This window comes from Methanomethylovorans sp., from assembly GCF_041447285.1.
Lineage (GTDB): Archaea > Halobacteriota > Methanosarcinia > Methanosarcinales > Methanosarcinaceae > Methanomethylovorans.
This window is the reverse complement of record NZ_JBGMEB010000004.1, coordinates 1-18,657: the sequence shown is the minus strand read 5'-3', so window position 1 is coordinate 18,657 and position 18,657 is coordinate 1. Positions and strand designations below refer to the sequence as shown.

The 18,657-nt window shown below is 40.1% G+C and carries 15 protein-coding genes; 9 read left to right on the top strand and 6 right to left on the bottom strand.

All coding sequences use genetic code 11. The annotated features are described in order from the left end of the window. Positions 1 to 299 precede the first annotated feature (299 nt). From ACC612_RS01740 to ACC612_RS01705, 8 genes are all read left to right on the top strand, one after another. Complete coding sequence (locus tag ACC612_RS01740) at positions 300 to 3,338, top strand: histidine kinase N-terminal 7TM domain-containing protein (RefSeq protein WP_371852746.1); 3,039 nt, start codon at positions 300 to 302, stop codon at positions 3,336 to 3,338. 60 nt (positions 3,339 to 3,398) lie between these two features. Further along, positions 3,399 to 3,581 carry a methytransferase partner Trm112 gene (locus tag ACC612_RS01735; protein WP_371852745.1) on the top strand — a complete coding sequence of 61 codons (183 nt, stop codon included), beginning with the start codon at positions 3,399 to 3,401 and terminating at the stop codon, positions 3,579 to 3,581. A 10-nt stretch (positions 3,582 to 3,591) separates the two neighbouring features. Next, the gene (locus tag ACC612_RS01730) at positions 3,592 to 4,269 is read left to right on the top strand and encodes a hypothetical protein (RefSeq protein WP_371852744.1); all 678 of its coding nucleotides are present in this window, start codon (positions 3,592 to 3,594) and stop codon (positions 4,267 to 4,269) included. 18 nt (positions 4,270 to 4,287) lie between these two features. Further along, positions 4,288 to 5,883: a glutamine hydrolyzing CTP synthase gene (gene pyrG / locus ACC612_RS01725; RefSeq protein ID WP_371852743.1), complete on the top strand. Its 1,596-nt coding sequence runs from the start codon at positions 4,288 to 4,290 to the stop codon at positions 5,881 to 5,883. A 115-nt stretch (positions 5,884 to 5,998) separates the two neighbouring features. Further along, on the top strand, positions 5,999 to 7,960 hold the full coding sequence (locus ACC612_RS01720) for a transporter substrate-binding domain-containing protein (protein WP_371852742.1): 1,962 nt from the start codon (positions 5,999 to 6,001) through the stop codon (positions 7,958 to 7,960). Between the two features lie 205 nt (positions 7,961 to 8,165). Then, positions 8,166 to 9,974: a cache domain-containing protein gene (locus tag ACC612_RS01715; RefSeq protein WP_371852741.1), complete on the top strand. Its 1,809-nt coding sequence runs from the start codon at positions 8,166 to 8,168 to the stop codon at positions 9,972 to 9,974. Between the two features lie 63 nt (positions 9,975 to 10,037). After that, entirely contained in the window at positions 10,038 to 10,469 is a 432-nt protein-coding gene (locus ACC612_RS01710; protein ID WP_371852740.1) for a nucleoside deaminase, read from the top strand. Between the two features lie 50 nt (positions 10,470 to 10,519). Next, positions 10,520 to 11,239, top strand: a complete 720-nt coding sequence (locus ACC612_RS01705) for a cupin domain-containing protein (protein ID WP_371852739.1) — start codon at positions 10,520 to 10,522, stop codon at positions 11,237 to 11,239. Positions 11,240 to 11,286: 47 nt separating this feature from the next. Here the strand turns inward: ACC612_RS01705 and ACC612_RS01700 are convergent, their stop codons facing one another. The 5 genes from ACC612_RS01700 to ACC612_RS01680 all read right to left on the bottom strand — a co-directional run bounded on the left by ACC612_RS01700 (position 11,287) and on the right by ACC612_RS01680 (position 15,394). Beyond that, positions 11,287 to 12,147 carry a GNAT family N-acetyltransferase gene (locus ACC612_RS01700; protein ID WP_371852738.1) on the bottom strand — a complete coding sequence of 287 codons (861 nt, stop codon included), beginning with the start codon at positions 12,145 to 12,147 and terminating at the stop codon, positions 11,287 to 11,289. A 36-nt stretch (positions 12,148 to 12,183) separates the two neighbouring features. Then, entirely contained in the window at positions 12,184 to 13,500 is a 1,317-nt protein-coding gene (truD, locus tag ACC612_RS01695; protein ID WP_371852737.1) for a tRNA pseudouridine(13) synthase TruD, read from the bottom strand. Between the two features lie 152 nt (positions 13,501 to 13,652). Continuing rightward, positions 13,653 to 14,000, bottom strand: a complete 348-nt coding sequence (gene pth2 / locus ACC612_RS01690; protein ID WP_371852736.1) for a peptidyl-tRNA hydrolase Pth2 — start codon at positions 13,998 to 14,000, stop codon at positions 13,653 to 13,655. A 49-nt stretch (positions 14,001 to 14,049) separates the two neighbouring features. Further along, positions 14,050 to 14,955 carry a tetrahydromethanopterin:alpha-L-glutamate ligase gene (gene mptN, locus ACC612_RS01685; protein ID WP_371852735.1) on the bottom strand — a complete coding sequence of 302 codons (906 nt, stop codon included), beginning with the start codon at positions 14,953 to 14,955 and terminating at the stop codon, positions 14,050 to 14,052. A 256-nt stretch (positions 14,956 to 15,211) separates the two neighbouring features. Next, positions 15,212 to 15,394 carry a hypothetical protein gene (locus ACC612_RS01680; protein WP_371852734.1) on the bottom strand — a complete coding sequence of 61 codons (183 nt, stop codon included), beginning with the start codon at positions 15,392 to 15,394 and terminating at the stop codon, positions 15,212 to 15,214. A gap of 163 nt (positions 15,395 to 15,557) precedes the next feature. On the opposite strand from ACC612_RS01680, the gene ACC612_RS01675 reads away from it, so the two are divergent. Then, positions 15,558 to 16,364, top strand: a complete 807-nt coding sequence (locus ACC612_RS01675; protein ID WP_371852733.1) for a helix-turn-helix transcriptional regulator — start codon at positions 15,558 to 15,560, stop codon at positions 16,362 to 16,364. Between the two features lie 212 nt (positions 16,365 to 16,576). On the opposite strand, the gene ACC612_RS01670 is transcribed toward ACC612_RS01675, so the two are convergent. Continuing rightward, the gene (locus ACC612_RS01670; RefSeq protein ID WP_371852732.1) at positions 16,577 to 18,436 is read right to left on the bottom strand and encodes a heavy metal translocating P-type ATPase; all 1,860 of its coding nucleotides are present in this window, start codon (positions 18,434 to 18,436) and stop codon (positions 16,577 to 16,579) included. Positions 18,437 to 18,657 lie beyond the last annotated feature (221 nt).

The following is an 18,657-nucleotide window of genomic DNA, read 5'->3' as shown; positions in this document are numbered from 1 at the left end:
TAATAGTATCAATCTATATTTTTAATTTTATAGTAATTCTAGTTATACAATATCATATAAAAATATATTGATTACAAAATTCGCTGTAAATAGCACCTCCTCAAAAAGACCGAAAGGTGATGACTCTACTAAAAAGTTAAAAGATAAATTATGCAATACTATTATATCACATAAAAGATAAAAATAGACTTCAATCACTATGATCGCACATCTAGCTTCTGAACTGCATTGTGAGAAGTAAGGAGTCCGTAACCTAAAAAATAATCAATCAGTATTCAATGCTTTAAAGAAAGATAATTATGACATTAAATATATATTCAATTCCTTTGATTGTTTCATGGCTGGTTTTAAGTATCATTGCATTATACACCAGCAAGGTAAAAAAATCCCCCGGAGCATCTTATTTTTCATTACTTCTGCTTTTCACTGGAGTCTATTCACTTTTTTATGCATTTGAAATATCTTCTGCAACAGTAGAAGATATCTTTATGTTCCGCAAACTTGAGTCCATTGGTGCAGCATGGATTCCGGGTTTTTTCCTTCTTTTTTCTCTCAGTTATACTGGTAGGAAAAAACAACTTTCAATATCCGAAATTGTATCCATTCTTATAATCCCTTTAATTTCAGTTATACTTATTTTTACAAATGATTTTCACAATATGTATTACTCCGACATACAAATAGACACAAAAGGATTTGTTCCTATCCTCATTATTAAATACCAGGCATGGCATTGGGTTCAGCAGGTTTATGCAATGATCTGCATTTTCCTGAGCATAGCTATTCTTTCAAACATGTGGTTAGGATCATCACCGGCTTTTCGAAAGCAAACTGGTATTGTGATCGTTGGTTTTATGGTTCCTTTTTTTACATTGGGAGCTACATTATCAAAAATTCTATCTCCCGGATTGGATCCTTTCCCATTTTCTTTGATATTTAGCAGCTTCTTGGTTTTCATAGGATTAACACGTTATGGACTATTAGATCTATCTCCTCTTGCCCGAAGTTTACTTTTTGAAAACATAATGGAAGGAGCTATTGTTTTTGATTCGCATTCCAGAATAGTGGATTATAACAAAAAAGCGACTACATATATGGGAATTAATGTAATGGATATAGGTAAACTGGCACCTGAAGTACTTAGTTCCTGGCCTGAAGTACTAGGTCATGAAAATAGCTCCGATCCGCAAAATAATATCGAAGTTAAAAGGAATAAAGGAGAAAAAAACAGCTGGTTCAATCTTAATTTTTTGCCGCTTTACGATGATAACAATGACAGGAAAGGACAAATGCTCTTAGTGAGTGACATTACTGAACGTAAAAATGCTCAGGAAGAACTCCTTGACCTAAATAGACATCTGGAAGAGGCTATTACCCACGCTAACAACATGACTGCTGAAGCAGAGAAGGCAAACAAGGCCAAGAGCGAATTCCTTGCCAGCATGAGTCATGAACTACGCACACCTCTTAATGGAGTGATCGGTTTTTCGGATCTGCTAATGCAAACAAATCTTACAGATTCTCAATACCAGTATGTAAAAGCAGTAAATACTTCAGCTAACTCATTGCTGGATCTGATCAATGATGTTCTTGATTTCTCAAAGATAGAAGCCGGTAAATTAGAACTTTATGCTGAAAAAGTCAATTTGATGGAATTGAGTGAGCAAGTCGTAGACATCGTGAAATACAAAGCTCATGAAAAGAACCTGGAACTTTTATTGAATATATCACCTGATTTATCCATTGACATAATTGCCGACAAGTTAAGATTGAGGCAAGTATTGGTCAACCTCTTAGGAAATGCAATCAAGTTCACTGAAAATGGCGAAGTGGAGTTAAAGGTCGAAGCATCTGAAATCTTGGATGAAACAAATGAAATCGAACTTACATTCTCAGTACGTGATAGCGGGATTGGCATCTCTAAAGAAAACCACAGTAAGATATTTGAATCGTTTTCACAGGCAGACGGGTCTATCACTCGCAAGTTTGGTGGAACAGGACTTGGATTGGCAATATCCAATAAGTTACTCCATAAGAATGGATCACAGCTTGAACTTGAAAGCGAACCTGGAAAAGGCAGTACATTCTATTTTACCATCAAATTCCCAGTAGAAAAAGGTAAATCAATTGATAATAAAGACATTAACATCCACAATGCCTTAATATTGGATGATAACAGCACGAACTGTTCCATATTGCAAAACATACTGAAAAAGAAAGGCATTCAAACTGATGTTGCAATTACCGCAGCAGAAGCATTTGAAATGCTCAATAAAGAAAAAAAGTACGATCTGATCATTGTCGATTACCACATGCCTGCCATGGATGGCCTGGAATTTGTACGTTGCATAAGGGAAAAATTCCATTCAGGCTTGAATAAACAAAAAATAATCTTTTTATATAATTCAAATGATGGACCCCAGATGCTTGATGAATTAAAAGAGCTGGGAGTGCATTCCCATCTGGTCAAACCGGTAAAAGTAACAGAACTGTTCGAAGTGTTTGACAAGCTTAGTTCTTCAGAAGATAAGCATAAAGAAAACATTGAGGAAATGAAAACTCCATTAGCAATTCATGCGCAGAATAGAATTTACTCAATTATGATTGCCGATGACAATGAAACAAATATAATGCTGGCTTCGGCAATTGTTTCTAAATTGCTAGCCGGAGCAAATATTCTTAAAGCAAGAGATGGGAATGAAGCGCTCGAACTATTTAAGAAAAACATACCTGACCTGGTGTTGATGGACATACAAATGCCCGGAATGAGCGGATATGAGACTGCTATGGCTATCCGGAACTTCGAAGTTAACGGCAAAAGTCATGTTCCAATAATTGCACTAACTGCTGGCACTGTGAAAGGGGAAATGGAACGCTGCAAGCAAGCAGGTATGGATGATTATATCACAAAACCTGTTATAGCAGGAACTATTCAATCTGTTTTGCAGAAATGGTTGATTGACCGTGGATCTTCCGAAGAATGCAGGTACAAGAAATGCCAACCGGTTCATTTTGATAAGCGACTATTAATGGAAAACCTGGGTAACAATGAAGAATTAATTAATACTCTGGTAACTACGGCATTAAGTTCTCTATCCAAGAATCTTGACAAACTGACAATTGCTTTTTCAGAAAAGAATGCGCAAGAAGTAAAAAGATGTGCTCATCAAATTAAAGGCACTGCTCTTAATGTTGGTTTTAACATTTTAGCTGGACTGTCAGAGCAGGTAGAGACTGCTATTGAATTGGATAATATAAAAACGAGTAATTTATTGGAAAATATGAAATATGAAGTGGAGATTTTAAAGCACGATATTGATGTGCTTCCCAAAAACTAATATAAATAGTACCAAAACCTTGATATTGACTGTAATGTATGTTGGTGGTGGTGAGCAGCCGTGAAAGAGGAACTGATGGAGATTCTTGCCTGCCCCTTATGTAAGGGCGACCTTATTCTAAATACCCAAAGTAAAGAAGGTAATGAGGTAATAAAGGGTACTTTGTACTGTAAGAAGTGCAATGAGTATTACCCAATAGATGAAGGAATACCTAACATGTTGCCTCCGCACTTGAGAGAATGAGGGACATCAATTGCAGGTAGTTCACATTAACAGACTTGGCATAAATTCCATTGAATTTGATATGGAATCCATGGAGATACCTCTTTCTCCTGGAGAAGAGAAGAGCTTTGAGATCGTTATTATCAATTATGGTTCACCTACACATGTACATATTTCCGTAACCGATACACTCAGGCATAATATCACAATTCTTGAAGATAATCCATATGTTACTCATGAGGATTATGTGCCTGTGGTAGTCCGTATACCTTTTGATGGGAAAAAAATATACCAGGGAGATATGTTTATTACAGTCAGCCACGGCGCAAGGAAGAGTAGTTTTTCCATGGTCCTTGGTCAGCCACTTACAAGCTCTGGTGCCAGACCTATAGAGGTGGATGACTCTTTATCAGCACCCAATAAAGTATATGTGAAGAAAAAAAAGTCTGCTGGCACATGGAAAGAACAGTTACCAGACGTACACTTGGATGTGCTTAAAAGTAATTATAGTAATTATGAGACTGTGATTTCCAAGGCAACAATCTTTCTTTCAGGACTTCTCCTTTTAGTTCTATTTATATATACAGTTTCAAACGCATTTTCTTATATAGAGAGTTCTGTATTAGGATTTTATTTTTCAGTAGTTATATCAATCATTTTTACTGTGTTTTGCGTATATCTCTTAATGAAGTTTCCAATATTCAAATGATCGAGGTCGTTGAGCCACATGAAATATATCGTAGTTACAGGCGGAGTAATGAGCGGTCTTGGGAAAGGCATCACTGCTGCATCCATCGGCAGGAACCTTAAGAACATAGGATATAAGGTCACAGCCATCAAGATCGATCCATACATTAACATTGATGCGGGGACTATGAGCCCCTACCAACATGGAGAGGTCTTTGTACTTAAGGACGGAGGAGAAGTTGATCTGGACCTAGGAAACTACGAGCGTTTCCTGGACACGGAACTTACCCGGGATCATAACCTTACAACGGGTAAGATCTATCAATCTGTTATTTTAAAGGAACGCAGGGGAGATTACCTGGGAAAAACTGTTCAGATAATTCCTCACATCACTAATGAAATCAAAGACAGGATAAGGAAAGTTGCTGCAAAGAGTGGTGCAGATATCTGTCTTATTGAAGTGGGAGGCACTGTGGGTGATATTGAAAGCATGCCTTTCCTTGAAGCTGTCAGGCAGATGCACCGTGAAGAGAAAGCTGAAGACCTTGTATTTGTCCATGTGACACTTGTACCAATAGATACCCAGGGTGAGCAGAAGACAAAACCAACCCAACATTCTGTCAAAGAGCTCAGAGAACTGGGATTGACACCAAATGTCATTGTAGCCAGATGCAAAGAGCCTCTTTCCAGGAGCACCGCTTCAAAGATATCTATGTTCTGTGATGTACCAGAAGAAGCCGTTATCAGTGCTCATGATGCAAAGGATATTTATGAACTACCTCTTTTGATGGATAAAGAAGGCCTTACTCAATATCTTATCAAGCGCCTTTGTTTAACATCTACCACCTACGATTCTGCATGGGTCGAAATGGTAGAGCGTATGAGGAATCTTAAAGGCAAGGTCAATATCTGCATAGTGGGAAAGTACACGCACCTTGAAGATTCATACCTCAGTATTAGTGCATCTATAAAACATGCTTCAATAGAATGTGGCTGTGAATATGATGCTGATTGGCTAAATGCGGAAATGCTTGAAGAAGATCCTGAATGTCTAAAAAAGCTTGATGCATATGATGGTATCTTAGTTCCGGGTGGCTTCGGAGAACGGGGAACTGAAGGCAAAATGATGGCTATAAGATACGCTCGCGAACACAATATCCCGTTTTTAGGGCTTTGTCTTGGAATGCAACTAGCTGTTGTAGAATTCGCAAGGAACGTAGTGGGTCTTAAAGGAGCTAACAGCACTGAATTTAATGAGGATACCCCTTATCCTGTAATAGATATACTCCCTGAACAGGAAGGAGTGGAGGATATGGGAGCTACGATGAGACTGGGTGATTATGAAGCTCAGCTTAAGCCGGGTTCCCTTGCAGAGAAGATCTATGGCTCATGCAATATAGTAGAACGCCACAGACACAGGTATGAAGTAAATCCAAATTTTGTAGACAAATTGCAGGAAAAAGGCCTTGTGTTCTCCGGAGTTAACAAGAACCGCATGGAAATCTGTGAGCTCCCAGGTCATCCGTTCTTCTTCGCATCTCAGTTCCATCCAGAATTTAAGTCAAGACCAGGCAGGCCTTCCCCACCATTTAAGGCATTCATATGTTCCATGATAGAAAGACAGAAAAATAAGTAATAATACTATTTTTAGAGGGTGCATTTACATAATGCACCTGAATTTCTTAAACGGTTTTTCTGTAAGATTCAGAAAAATCATCATTTATTTATATCGCGATACACGATAACTTTTTATGTTTCTATCATCACGGAATTTCTCTCTTTTCCTTATTGTGGCACTCATTGGAGCACTGATTATAGCCACCGGATGCATCTCAAACCCCAAAGATTCGTCTGCAGATTTGAGCGGTGCTACGACGTCTGTTGACCTGATATACTATACAGAACAGCTACCCCCTTATAATTACCAGGAAAACGGAACTCTGCGGGGAATATCCATCGATTTGCTCGAGGTAATTACCGAGAAAATGGGAAATAAAGTTTCCCGAGATGATGTACTACTGGTTCCCTGGACTGAGGGATACCAAACTGCTATTTCCCAAAATAATACGGTACTTTTCACCACAGTAAGGCTTCCTGAGCGTGAGCAGTCATTCAAATGGGCAGGGCCCATCTATACATATACTAATGTCCTCTTTGCCCTGCCTGACAAAGGAATCACAATAGAAAAGCCTGAAGATCTGAAGGACTACCGTATTGGAGTAATCGTTGATGATGTTGCTATCCAGCAGCTGATAGATGTCGGCGTGAATAAAAACCAGCTTGTGCAGGAGACAAATGCGTCCGTACTTGTTGACAAGCTTAATAATGGCGAGATAGACCTGTGGGCATATCCTGAGGCTGCAGGCCGGGATTTTACCGAAAGGGCAACCGGAAACCCATACTCCTTCAGGGCAGTTTTTTTATTACCGGCCATGGAAGGCTACTATGCTTTCAACAAGAATGTTTCGGATTCAACTGTAGAATCTTTCCAGCAAGCCCTTGATTCACTGAAACAGGAGAAAGATACAGCAGGCATCAGCACATATGAGAGGATACTTGGCAGACATATACCATCAATTGGTCTTGCTCAGCTCAATTACCTCACAGAAGAGTGGGCCCCCTTTAACTATCAGGAAGAGGAAAATGTTACCGGCATATCTGTTGAAACACTAGAGGTAGTCTTTCGAAATATCGGTGTGAATCGCACACGTGAGAATGTCCGCATTGTACCCCTTGCAGAAGGTTTTCAGGCAGCACAGAACAATACAAGCACCGTGCTTTTCTCCATTGTTCTCACTCCCGAACGAGAGCCACTCTACAAATGGGCCGGACCTTTTACCAAAGCCAGCTTCGTTCTCTATGCACCAGTGAGGAGCAACATTACAATATCTTCTCCGGAAGACCTCAATAAGTACCAGATTGGTGCGGTTCAGGCATCCATAGAAAATGATCTCCTCACAAGCCAGGGAGTGGATGCATCACATATCATTAACGGTCAAACTCCGGAAGATCTGCTCAGGATGATGGAAGAAGGCAAAATTGACATGTGGGCAACGGGAGATCTGGCAGGGCGACATCAGATGCTACAGACTGCAGCGGATCCAGATGCTTACGAGATCGTATACACCTTGAGCGAGAACGACTTTTACTATATATTTAGTAAGGATGTTTCAGATACGCTGATAAGCGATTTCCAGCAGGCTCTTGATACAGTGAAAAATCAAAAGGATTCACAGGGAGTCAGCGAATACGAAAGAATCATCTACCGAAATCTTGGAGTAGGATGCACCAGGCAGACATTCACTGATGAAGAAGTGGTAACACTTGTGAATAGAACTTCGTCAGCAATCGAAAAGGATGCACTTGATACATTCCGGCGTATCAATGCAGCAGAAGCACCTTATCAGGACGCTGAGGAGCCAGCACTCTATACATTCGTATACGATACGAATATGACGGTTGTTGCCCATGCAAACAACATCTTGCTTGTCGGTGTTAATTTCAAAGGGAAAACAGACGTTACTGGTAAACAGTACCGTGACGAAATCCTAGCCGGAGCTTTAGAGAATGGCACTGGATGGGTGGATTATGTATACATGCATCCAGTCCAGACGAATCTGTACTATAAAACTACTTACTATAGGCTAACACAGGGAAGTAATGGCAAATCGTACATTGTATGCAGTGGTAATTTCAAGAGTTGCGGCACATGATTGACCGCAATATTTATTTATCACATTTTGTACCCTAACAAGGCCTCTTGTGTCCTAATTCATGTAATAAAGGTTGATCCAGAGGATTAAGTCTTTATTAACTTTCATAGCAAATATTTTATAAATATACATTACAGATATTGTAGACGGTCCTTAATTTTATTTCATGCTATGGATTTATAAGTAGATACTGTGACTTTTATGCATGAAAAAGTATACACTTATTATAATTGTTACACTCGTAATGGTAGCCATCTTTGGCGCCGGCTGTACAGACAAAGGAACAAATTTACCCCATAATCAATCGGCCAATGCTTCATCTGCATCTACGGAAGAAGTCGTGGCTTTTGTAGAGAAAGCTTACGAATATGCTCATATCCATGGACAGGAAGCTGCTCTTCGTGAATTCAACAACCAGACTGGTCAGTTCGTTGATGGTGAACTTTATATCTTTGCCTATGACTTAAAAGGAAACACACTGGCTCTTCCTTTCCAGCCCGAGGTCATCGGCACAAACCGGTGGGACCTCAAGGATGCGAATGGTACCTTATATATTCAGGATGCTGCCAAGACCGCACAGTCAGGTGGAGGATTTATTCGGTATCTCTATGCAGACCCTGCAGACAACTTCGCGGTCAAACAAAAGCTCAGCTACGTGATGATGGTTGACTCCGGATGGCTCATCGGTGCAGGAATTTATGATTCACACGAGGATTCACCTATTGTTACAGAAGGGACAAACTCCCAGACAAGAGATAGCCTGAAATCTTTTGTGGATGAAGCCATTGATTACGCCAAGAAAAATGGAAAGGATGCTGCAATCAAGGAATTCAACGATCCTAATGGAACTTTTATCCGCGACAATCTCTATATCTATGCCTTTGATTATAACGGAACTACTTTGTCGCTTCCCTATCAGCCACAGCTGATTGGAACTGACCTTTCAGAGCTTCAGGATCCCTACGGAGTGAACTATACTCAGGTAGAGATACTCTTAGCACAGCAAGGTGGAGGTTTCATTTTCTACCATTATTACAACCCAGCCCACAATATGACCCTTGAACCCAAGATGAGCTATGTCCAGAAGGTAGACGATGCGTGGTGGTTGGGTGCAGGTATCTACCTGTCAGAAGCGGATCAAAAGATGACAACAAATGATCTGGCTGACTTTGTTAAGAATGCATCAGAATATGCGACTGCAGTAGGAGAACAGGCGGCTCTTTCAGAATTCTCGAAAAAGGACGGAGAGTTTTCCCGTGATAATGAATATATCTATGCCTACAATTATAACGGCACACTCCTTGTACACCCATATCAACCGGAGCTGGTTGGGACTAACCGGTCAAACTGGACCGATGTACGGGGGCTTCCAATGATAAAAATTGGTGCTTACACTGCTTCTAACGGTGGTGGGTTCATCGCCTACATGTACCCTGCACCTGAGAGTGGAGTTATCGATGAGAAAGCACTGGATACCTATGAACCGAAGATTGGCTACGTCTACCCTGTTGGAGAAAACTGGTGGATCGGATCAGGAATATACTTATCAGATATCGATAATTCTGACTCCGGTAGACCAGATGTCTTATCAGAGATGACAAAACTCGTGGAAGATTGTGCCGCCTATGGAAAAGAGAAAGGATCTACAAGTGCATTTGCTGAGATCTCAAACCTCTCTGGAATGTTCGTAAATGAAGAAGGGCACTACATCTACGCCTACGATTACAATGGCACGCTTCTGGCTCACCCCTACCTGCCAGAGAAGATAGGATCCAATCTAATGGAGAAACGTGATTCTTTTGGTATGGAGACGATCCGTGTATTGGCTGAGACCGCGCACTCCGGTGGCGGTTACGTGGTATTTATCTGGCCAAACCCCGATAATGAGAACAAAGAAGAGCTTAAGATCGGATATGTCCTCCCTGTAGATGACAACTGGTGGGTCGGCTCAGGTGTATATTTGAGCGAGATCACTGGAGAGGAGGCATCCATCCCCTCTCCGGTTTCCGGATGAGTTCATTTATTATCTAACTTAAGTTAATAGTAATTGTAGACAGTAAATTAGGAGGAAAGGGTTATGGACATTTTTATGCAGGCTGCCATAGAGGAAGCAAAAAAAGGACTTGCTGAGGGCGGCATTCCCATTGGGTCTATACTTGTAAGAAATGGAAAAATAATTGGCAGGGGACACAACATGAGAGTGCAGGAGAATGACCCCCTGGCACATGCTGAAATCGTCTGCATACGTAATGCAGGACGTATTGGCACTTATAGTGATACCACCCTTTATTCAACATTGATGCCCTGTTATTTGTGTGCAGGTGCTGCTGTGCAGTTTGGGATTAAAAAAGTAATAGTAGGAGAATCAGTGAATTTCTCCGGTGGTCCTGAATTCATGAGAGAGCACGGGATAGAAGTAACAGACCTGGGTATCACAGAGTGCATAGAAATGATGAGTAAATTCATCAGGGACAGACCCGATCTCTGGTATGAGGACATAGGAAAATAGATAAGATCATGTGAATTAGTATCTTCAGATCAAGAGAGGATGGCTAATTCATGAAATTTTCCGTGGGAAGCAATCATAAAGCAGTCAGAGACAGAATTCCGGAAATAGTTGGCAGTTCAGATAAAAACTACGTTTTTAAAGAGCTTTCAGATACTGAATTTCTTGCTGAACTGGAAAATAAGCTTCAAGAAGAACTGGCTGAATATTTTGAGAGCAAAGAGATCGAAGAACTGGCAGATCTCATGGAAGTAATTCACAGGATCGCTGATCTCAAAGGCTTTTCAAAAGAAGCATTTGAATCTTTAAGATTAAAGAAAAAGCAGGAGAGAGGTGGATTTGAAAAGAATCTGGTTATGCTTGACATACATGATGAAAACCACCTCAATCAGGAAGATATTGATACTTCAGATGAATCTTCTCCTGTAGTATTCAGACCAGAAAATTCAGTCGTGATCGAAAAGCATGGAGTCTCAATGAGGATATATACTACAAAAAAAGACTCACCGAATGCTGCTGTTCTTTATCAGGAAACCGAAATAGGACATATGGAAGAATTCGTTCACGAGAGAAGCGATTTTCTGTATTATATCCTTGAAGGGAATGGTACCTGGATAGTTGAGGACAAGGAATATGAAGTCCGGGCAGGAAACGTGGTAGTCGTGCCTGCTGGAAAAAGATTCTGGTTTAAAGGAAATCTTAAACAGATCTGCATAACGTCTCCGGCCTGGGAAGAACAATACGAGCGACACATTAGGGATATTCAACTGTAATCCCTGCAGACGTTGCTCTTTCTTCCTGCCTGTTCTTTATTCTTTCCTTATCCAAGTTCGAAACTCGTAACCCCATAGACCTTATCAAGCTCTATATCAGGCTCTTTTTGACTGTACATACGTATAGTCTTAAACATCACATTCATGTTGTATTTCTTTGCTAATTCCAGTGCTTCTCTATTGGGTTCCGGGATGTCAAGGTAAATGTTCTCTTTTGGAGCTGAAGCTCTAAGGGCTCTGAATATTTTCTCTGCTGTAGCTTTATCGTCCGCAAAAAGAGGGCCTATTTTATGACCTGTCCAGCATTTTCTAATCACACCATACCCTTTGAGATTCCCATCTTCAAGGGCTGCACATGCATAAGAATCTGGCTGATTAATCCATTCCTTCAGAAAACCAGACCTCGGAGCAGGAAACATTCTCCTGTCATACTCAAGGAGCTTTTCAAAAGGCACTTCGGAGAGCTTTACCAGTCCATCCGGGATTGTTCCTCCACCTTTTCCTTCAAAGCGCAGGTTGCTGTAAGATGATCTGAATTTCATGACTTTCTGGTATTTCTCTTCATTCTCTACAACACCGTCAAGCCCGATATTTCTGTCTCCCATGTATTCCATGCATTTTTCGGTTAGTTTCATGCCTATGCCTTTATTCTGAAATTCGGGTTTGACCACGTAGAGCCCCAAAAAACCAAACTTGTCATCGTATGCCACAGCAGAGGCACAGCCTACTGGCTTGCCTTCAAGTTCCGCAATAAAAAAACCATTATGATCGGCTTCGTAAAAAAGATCTCCATCATAGAGTCCGGGATTCCAGCCTTCAGCAGCTGCCATATCAATTGCAAATTGCACTTCTTCCCGGCTCATTATGCGGATATTCAAGTCTTTTACTATTTCCAAATCCTTATCCATGAGAAATAATATTCTCACTTTCTATTTAAAAAGGTGTTAGCTCATTTTAAGAGGTTCCACCTTCATATATTCACGCAGCACCGTGGTGGCATAGCTTCCTTTGGGAAGAGAGAAGTCCACCATGACTTTTTGTTTTCCATAGCTAAGTTCATCGTCCTGGATCTGGAATTGTGGCTGCACATTGAGAAGTAGTTCCCTTCTCTGACCACGGGAAGACATTGTGGGTATTTCCTGCAACTTGAAATATTCAGGTTGCAGTTTGAGCTCATCTATTATTGCTGCTTCCAATTCTCCGGGAATACCCGAAGCCATTTCGGTTTCGTATCCGAAAAGTGGTGCAGTGACAAATGCACGTCCTCTTTTTATAAGATTATTCATTCCATCCAGATTCACAGCATTGACACGCTGTGTTCTTGAAGTATCCGGCAGAGAATCACTATTCTTGAAACAGACAATATCCCCTTCAATTGCCTGGTTAAGAGGAATTCCGGCTTGAATTCTTGCACAGATTATCCGGTTAAATATGTATGACTGGAATGCGTGTACGAACATTCTGCTCATGCTTTCTGCTAACATCGAAAAAGAGCCTTTGTAGTCTCCAGGATGCTCTACAAGATAGTGCATCATAGCACGTTCATATCGAAGACGTGGTGGAAATGTTTTCAGACCCTGTCCAAAGTCTCTGCTGCTTTTTACTTCATCCCTTGCGATCCTGGTTTCCTCTGGTTCGTCTTTGAAACTATCAGCAATGTATATCATAGCTGCTTCTTCAGCTGAGCCTCTGACAAGTGCCTCTCCTACCAGATGTGTGACAGGCCTGACGGCACCAAAACGCTGTATTCCAAAGAAATTAGGTACTCCACCCATAGCGTTAATCTCGGAAGTGATAATATCCATTCTGTTTTTAAGTTCATCTTTCTCAAGAGATATATCACGCATTGTTATTTTGAATTGGTTTCCCAGCAGATCCCCCAGTTCCACAGATCTTCTGTATCGCCCAATGGGAGTTAGCTGCACATCTTTCATGTGTATTTTATTAACTGCTTCTTCAGAAAGATCAAAAATACTGATACGCTGGGTAGTGATTGCTCTTTTGTCTTTGGTACCTGCAAAACCAATGCGTTTCTGGCTGATCCCAAGCGCCCTTGACAAGTCCCTAATAATGTGATTTGTATCCCAATCCTTCTTGATAAGTTCCAATATAAGGTGTTTTCCGGAATCTTCCACTTCCCAGCCAGATATTTCATTTACTACAAAATCCTCCGGCTCCTGCCTGAGAATTCCGCCAATGCCTTCGGCTGTGGTTGCGTACAACTCCATACCTATCATGTGTTCTGTTTCAGGTACCTGCATGAGGGGTTCTATAGTTCTGAGAGTATATCAATTGTATCCACATTAGAAGTGTTCATGTAGTGTGACCAGTAAGCAGGCAATACACATACAGAAAAAAAAGATCAACAGAACCTTGCCGAAAATACATCAAATTTGGGGAAGGATATAAAAAATTAAAGAAGTTTAAGATCCTTGGTTATCTTATCCAGATCCTGGGCCCTTGCTGGACCAATACCCAATACAGTTACTGTTCCTGGTTCAACTTCTGTAAGACCGGCATCAGCGATAAGAGCAGTGGGAAATCCCTCTCTTCTGGCCTTTTCCTTATACTCGAAAAGGTCTTTTAGTGCTGGAACCCTTAAAACCACTTTTTTCTGTCCGCCTTCTTTCCAGTTATCCAAAGCGGACTTTGAAGCCCAGCTGCTGGCAGATACAGCCGCATGTGCAACCTGCACTGCAAGCTTGCCTTTTGAAAGTTTCAGATCATCTCTTACAAGAATGCATTGTTTATATTCATCCATTAACTAAGCCTCATATAGAACATAAATTTGTAGATCATAATTTTTTAGATCATAGTTTTGACGGTATATAATCCAGAATGTGTCCGGCAACATTTACTCCACATGACTTATATATACCTGCTCCTGAAGGGGTTCCATTTACCTCAAGAACCAGAGTACCATCCGGTCCTTCTATGAGGTCCACTCCTGCAAATACAGTACCCACAGCTTCTGCAGCTTTAGCACATATCTCTTCCTGAGAGGAAGTAAGCCTGCATGGAGCGGATGAACCACCCTGACTCAGATTGTTGATCCAATGACCTTGCTGTGCAGACCGATATATGGAACCCAGTACTTTTCCGTTCACTACAAAAGCACGGATATCCCGCCCTTGATTTTCTATGAACTCCTGTATGTAAAGCATACCCCAGCTATCGAGCATTTGTGTGATCTGGTCTTTCCAGGGAATTTGTGAAATGGAACCATTGGGTTCAATCATGTTTCCATCTTTGACCCTGATTATTCCTTTTCCTTTGTAACCAAAGACAGGTTTTACGACTGCATCTCCTAGGTCACCTACTATTTCAATGGCTTTATCCCTGTCCTGAACCGAGAATGTAGCCGGTACCGGCAGACCCGCTTTTGCAAGCAGGTATGTTGTATGATATTTATTTGCAGCATTTCTGATGGCTTCAGGGCTGTTGAGGATAAGTGTGCCTTGCATTTCAAGTTGCCTTAGGGCATCGAATCTGAAAGAAACACCGTCCATAGATCCAGCACCGACATCTCTCACTACAAGGGCATCAAGAGTTGGAAGAATTAGACCCTTATTGTTGATGATCACCTCGTCTTTAATGACAACATCTGTATCCCTCAGGTCAATAACATAGGTTTCAAAGCCTCTGTCTGCTGCAGCCTGCAGAAGTGCAGCAGCAGTCCAATCATGCGGATCCGTGACAGCAATTCCAAGTCTCATTAAGGGGTATAAGGAAACTATACGTATTAAATACTCACTAAGAATACTGTATTGGTATTGTGAGGATACATCATTAGAGAAGTGATCGCTCAGAGCTGTGATAGCATCATAAACTAAATTCTCTGAGATCTAACTGTTTAATGTGAAAGCTAAAAATAGAGATATCAATAGTTAAAGAGACAAATACCATTGATATTACATCGTATATTTGATTTTGTTCGCTTGAATCGAAAGAGACTTGTACAAAGCTAGAAATTTACTTCCTTTTATAAAATTCAATAAGCCCTGCAACTCCAACTATTATTAAGACTATGGGAAACCAGGGAATATCGATTGTGAATATTTTCAACTCATTTATCAACCACAATATACCGGTAACCAATATTATCAACGGGATCGTAGGAAAAATTTCTTTCTTGGGACTCTTTTCACTCTCCATTAAATCACCCCATATTAAAATATGAATCTATCATTATTGAACGTTTCCAAAAATGTAGATATATAGGAACTGACTACTGGAATTTAGTAAACTGTTGGTGGTTACATGCTCAATATTAAGTTTTGCTCGATTAGCAGTATGCTTTTTACAGGAGGAGCCGTAAATGAGAAAAGCACTGATTGACGTGTTATTTGCTTCCGATCAGAGAAAGGATGTTCTTCTGTTGCTGCAGGAAGAACCAAAAGAAACGGAAAATCTCCTCGAATCTCTGAAAACAACAAGAAATGAATTACTTCCACAGATAAAGCTCTTGGAAAAACATCATCTTATTTCTCATTACGAAGACACCTACGAATCGACGGCGATCGGCAAACTACTAGTTGATGAGATGGTCCCTTTATTACAAAAAATTGAGGTTTTAGATGCAGATATCGATTACTGGGGAACTCATAAACTTGATTTTATTCCGCCCTATCTTTTTAAAAGACTACTGGAACTTAAGAAATGCCAGATAATAAATCCATATACCCAGAGTATATATGCTCGACCTTCAGAGATATATGGAACAGATGACAAATTCCAAGAGACTTCGAAGAGTTGCGATAATTTTTATGCAGTCAGTGCATTTTTCCACCCAAATTTCATCAACATGTTTACAGAGATGCTTCATGGAAATGTGAGAATAAATGTAATAGTTACCCCAAATGTGTTTGACATAATCAGAAATCAATACCAAGCTGAATATATGGAAATCATTAAAAGTAAATTGTTCAATTTGTTTGTTTACCCAAAAGAGATAGACTTTGTATCTTTTGCATATAACGAATACTACTTACTCATGCGTTTGCTGACTAGTGAAGGAAACTATGATTATAAGTATATGCTAAGTTCCAGCCAAAGTGCACTTGATTGGGGAAAAGAACTCTTTGAATATTACTCAAAAGATTCTGTGCCATTGGCAAGAATCTAATTATTTAGAGTCATTTTATTTACTGCTTTTTATCGCGATTGCCTGAATTTACTATACGGAATGAACGAACATGGCTTCTCTAAGGTTATATTTCATTAGATGAAGGAGAATGAAAAAGCTAATAAGCCATTTACTTCGAACGCTCATGTAAGGGAAAGGTGAAGACTCACCTATTATAAAAAGAAAAATGAGAATTTAGTTGGTTGGAATGATCAGTTCCAATTCAATAAAAACGCAGAGTTCACAATAACTAAAACAGAACCTGCATTATGTACCAGAGCACCTGCAACAGGATTCAATACACCTGTCATTGCCAGAAAAAGAGCTGTAAAGTTTAGCACCATCGAAAATATAATATTCAATTTAATGGTAGTCATAACTTTACGTGATAAGCGAAGCAGATGAGGAAGATTCCGAAGATCCTCGCCAACAAATACAATATCAGATGACTGAATAGCAATGTCACTGCCAACACCTCCCATTGCAATTCCCACATGGGCAGTTTTTATTGCAAGGGAATCGTTTACACCATCTCCGATCATGCATACAAGTTCTTCTTTTTCTTGATATTGCTTAATTGCCTCCATTTTATCTTCAGGCATACAATTGGCATGTACATCCGTAATACCTGCAATGTTTGCTATGTAACATGCTGCATATTGATTATCTCCAGTCAGAAGGCTACTTTTTACTCCTAGTTCATGGATCTGCTGTATGGCCTTAGGCGAATCTTCACGCAAGGTATCTGATAAAACAATAATTCCTCTAGCGTAATTGTCGATTGCAATATAGATTACAGTACAGCCCTTGCTTTTGTATTTCTCTATGTCTTTTTTCATCTCATCAGGTATAGCAATAGAATTTTCATTTAATAATTGTTCATTTCCAGCAAGGATATTTTTGCCATTGACATGTGCGGATACTCCTCTTCCAGCAATGAGTTGGAATGCGGAAGGTTCCGGTAGAGACTTGGAAGAAACGGATTTGATATGTTTTACAACAGCTTTTCCTAACGGATGTTCAGAACGAAGCTCTGCGGAAGCTGTCCATACTAGCAACTCCTCAGATGAGATAGAAGGATCAAAGCTTTCTGTTTTTATTACCGTTGGCTTACCATGTGTTAACGTACCTGTTTTATCAAAGGCAAATCGTGGCACTTTTGCTAGACGTTCTAAAGCATCGCCTTCACGAACCAGTATTCCGTATTTTGTAGCATTACCTATCCCTGCCATAATCGCAGTAGGAGTGGCAAGCACTAATGCACAAGGACAAAACACAACAAGAATTGTAACAGCACGAACTATCTCTCCAGTAAGAAACCATGTTAAAGCTGCGGATGACAATGCAATCATAACTATCCAAGTAGCCCAGCGATCAGCTATCCTTACAATCTTTACCTTTCCAGCATCGCTAGAGCTTACAAGCTGGATCATTCTTTGCAATGAGCTGTCTTCACTTACTTTTGTCACTGTCATATCAAATATGCCAAACTGATTTATCGTACCAGCAAAAACTTCATCTTTAACACTTTTTTCAACTGGTAAAGATTCTCCCGTGATCATTGATTGATCAATGTAAGTTTGGCCAGTTACAATAATTCCATCTACTGGAATGTTCTCTCCCGCAAGAACACGAACTGTGTCCCCTAGCCTCACCTGTTCAACCGGAATTGTTTCTTCCCCTTTCTGATGAACAACACGGGCTTGTTGAGGTGTCATATCAACAAGACTTTCAATTCTTGCCCTGGCTTTTGCTACAGTTCTTTCCTCCAGAAGAGAACCAATAGTCATGATAACTACAATCTCTCCGGCAGCAAAGATTTCTCCTATCCATACCGAAGCAACCAAAGCCAAGGAAACCAATAAATCTGCCTTTATATCAAATTTTGTAACAAGCTCTGTAATCGCTTCCTTCAAGATTGGAATCCCACAAAGACCTACTGCTATCCACGCGATATCCACAGGAAAATGCCCGACGTTTAAAAAACTCATCATAAGAGAAATACCCGAAATAACTATTGAAAAAACGGTTAGTTTCTCCTCATTTTCAAGATCAGCGTATTTTTCTTTCATCTGTGTATCCTTCATTTAGTATTATATGTACCTATAGGGGTATAGGTATATGGATATATTCCATATAAAATCATTGGTAAAATATGATATAGAGCCCAACTTTGACAGTCAAAAGTAATATAAGTGTTCTTAATTTTGTTGTATTCGACCAAAAATGCAAACAAAACTAAGAACAATTGACATTATTCCCAACGATAATATATGCTTTCCTATCGGAACCA

What these genes read in the sequence shown, in the direction of transcription:
- ACC612_RS01720 (WP_371852742.1), top strand. Translation starts at nt 5,999, where the DNA reads ATGTTTCTATCATCACGGAATTTCTCTCTTTTCCTTATTGTGGCACTC.
- truD (WP_371852737.1), bottom strand. Translation starts at nt 13,500, where the DNA reads ATGCAGGTACCTGAAACAGAACACATGATAGGTATGGAGTTGTACGCA.
- ACC612_RS01715 (WP_371852741.1), top strand. Translation starts at nt 8,166, where the DNA reads ATGAAAAAGTATACACTTATTATAATTGTTACACTCGTAATGGTAGCC.
- ACC612_RS01670 (WP_371852732.1), bottom strand. Translation starts at nt 18,436, where the DNA reads ATGAAAGAAAAATACGCTGATCTTGAAAATGAGGAGAAACTAACCGTT.
- ACC612_RS01680 (WP_371852734.1), bottom strand. Translation starts at nt 15,394, where the DNA reads ATGGAGAGTGAAAAGAGTCCCAAGAAAGAAATTTTTCCTACGATCCCG.
- ACC612_RS01700 (WP_371852738.1), bottom strand. Translation starts at nt 12,147, where the DNA reads ATGGATAAGGATTTGGAAATAGTAAAAGACTTGAATATCCGCATAATG.
- ACC612_RS01705 (WP_371852739.1), top strand. Translation starts at nt 10,520, where the DNA reads ATGAAATTTTCCGTGGGAAGCAATCATAAAGCAGTCAGAGACAGAATT.
- pth2 (WP_371852736.1), bottom strand. Translation starts at nt 14,000, where the DNA reads ATGGATGAATATAAACAATGCATTCTTGTAAGAGATGATCTGAAACTT.
- pyrG (WP_371852743.1), top strand. Translation starts at nt 4,288, where the DNA reads ATGAAATATATCGTAGTTACAGGCGGAGTAATGAGCGGTCTTGGGAAA.
- ACC612_RS01710 (WP_371852740.1), top strand. Translation starts at nt 10,038, where the DNA reads ATGGACATTTTTATGCAGGCTGCCATAGAGGAAGCAAAAAAAGGACTT.
- ACC612_RS01675 (WP_371852733.1), top strand. Translation starts at nt 15,558, where the DNA reads ATGAGAAAAGCACTGATTGACGTGTTATTTGCTTCCGATCAGAGAAAG.
- mptN (WP_371852735.1), bottom strand. Translation starts at nt 14,955, where the DNA reads ATGAGACTTGGAATTGCTGTCACGGATCCGCATGATTGGACTGCTGCT.
- ACC612_RS01740 (WP_371852746.1), top strand. Translation starts at nt 300, where the DNA reads ATGACATTAAATATATATTCAATTCCTTTGATTGTTTCATGGCTGGTT.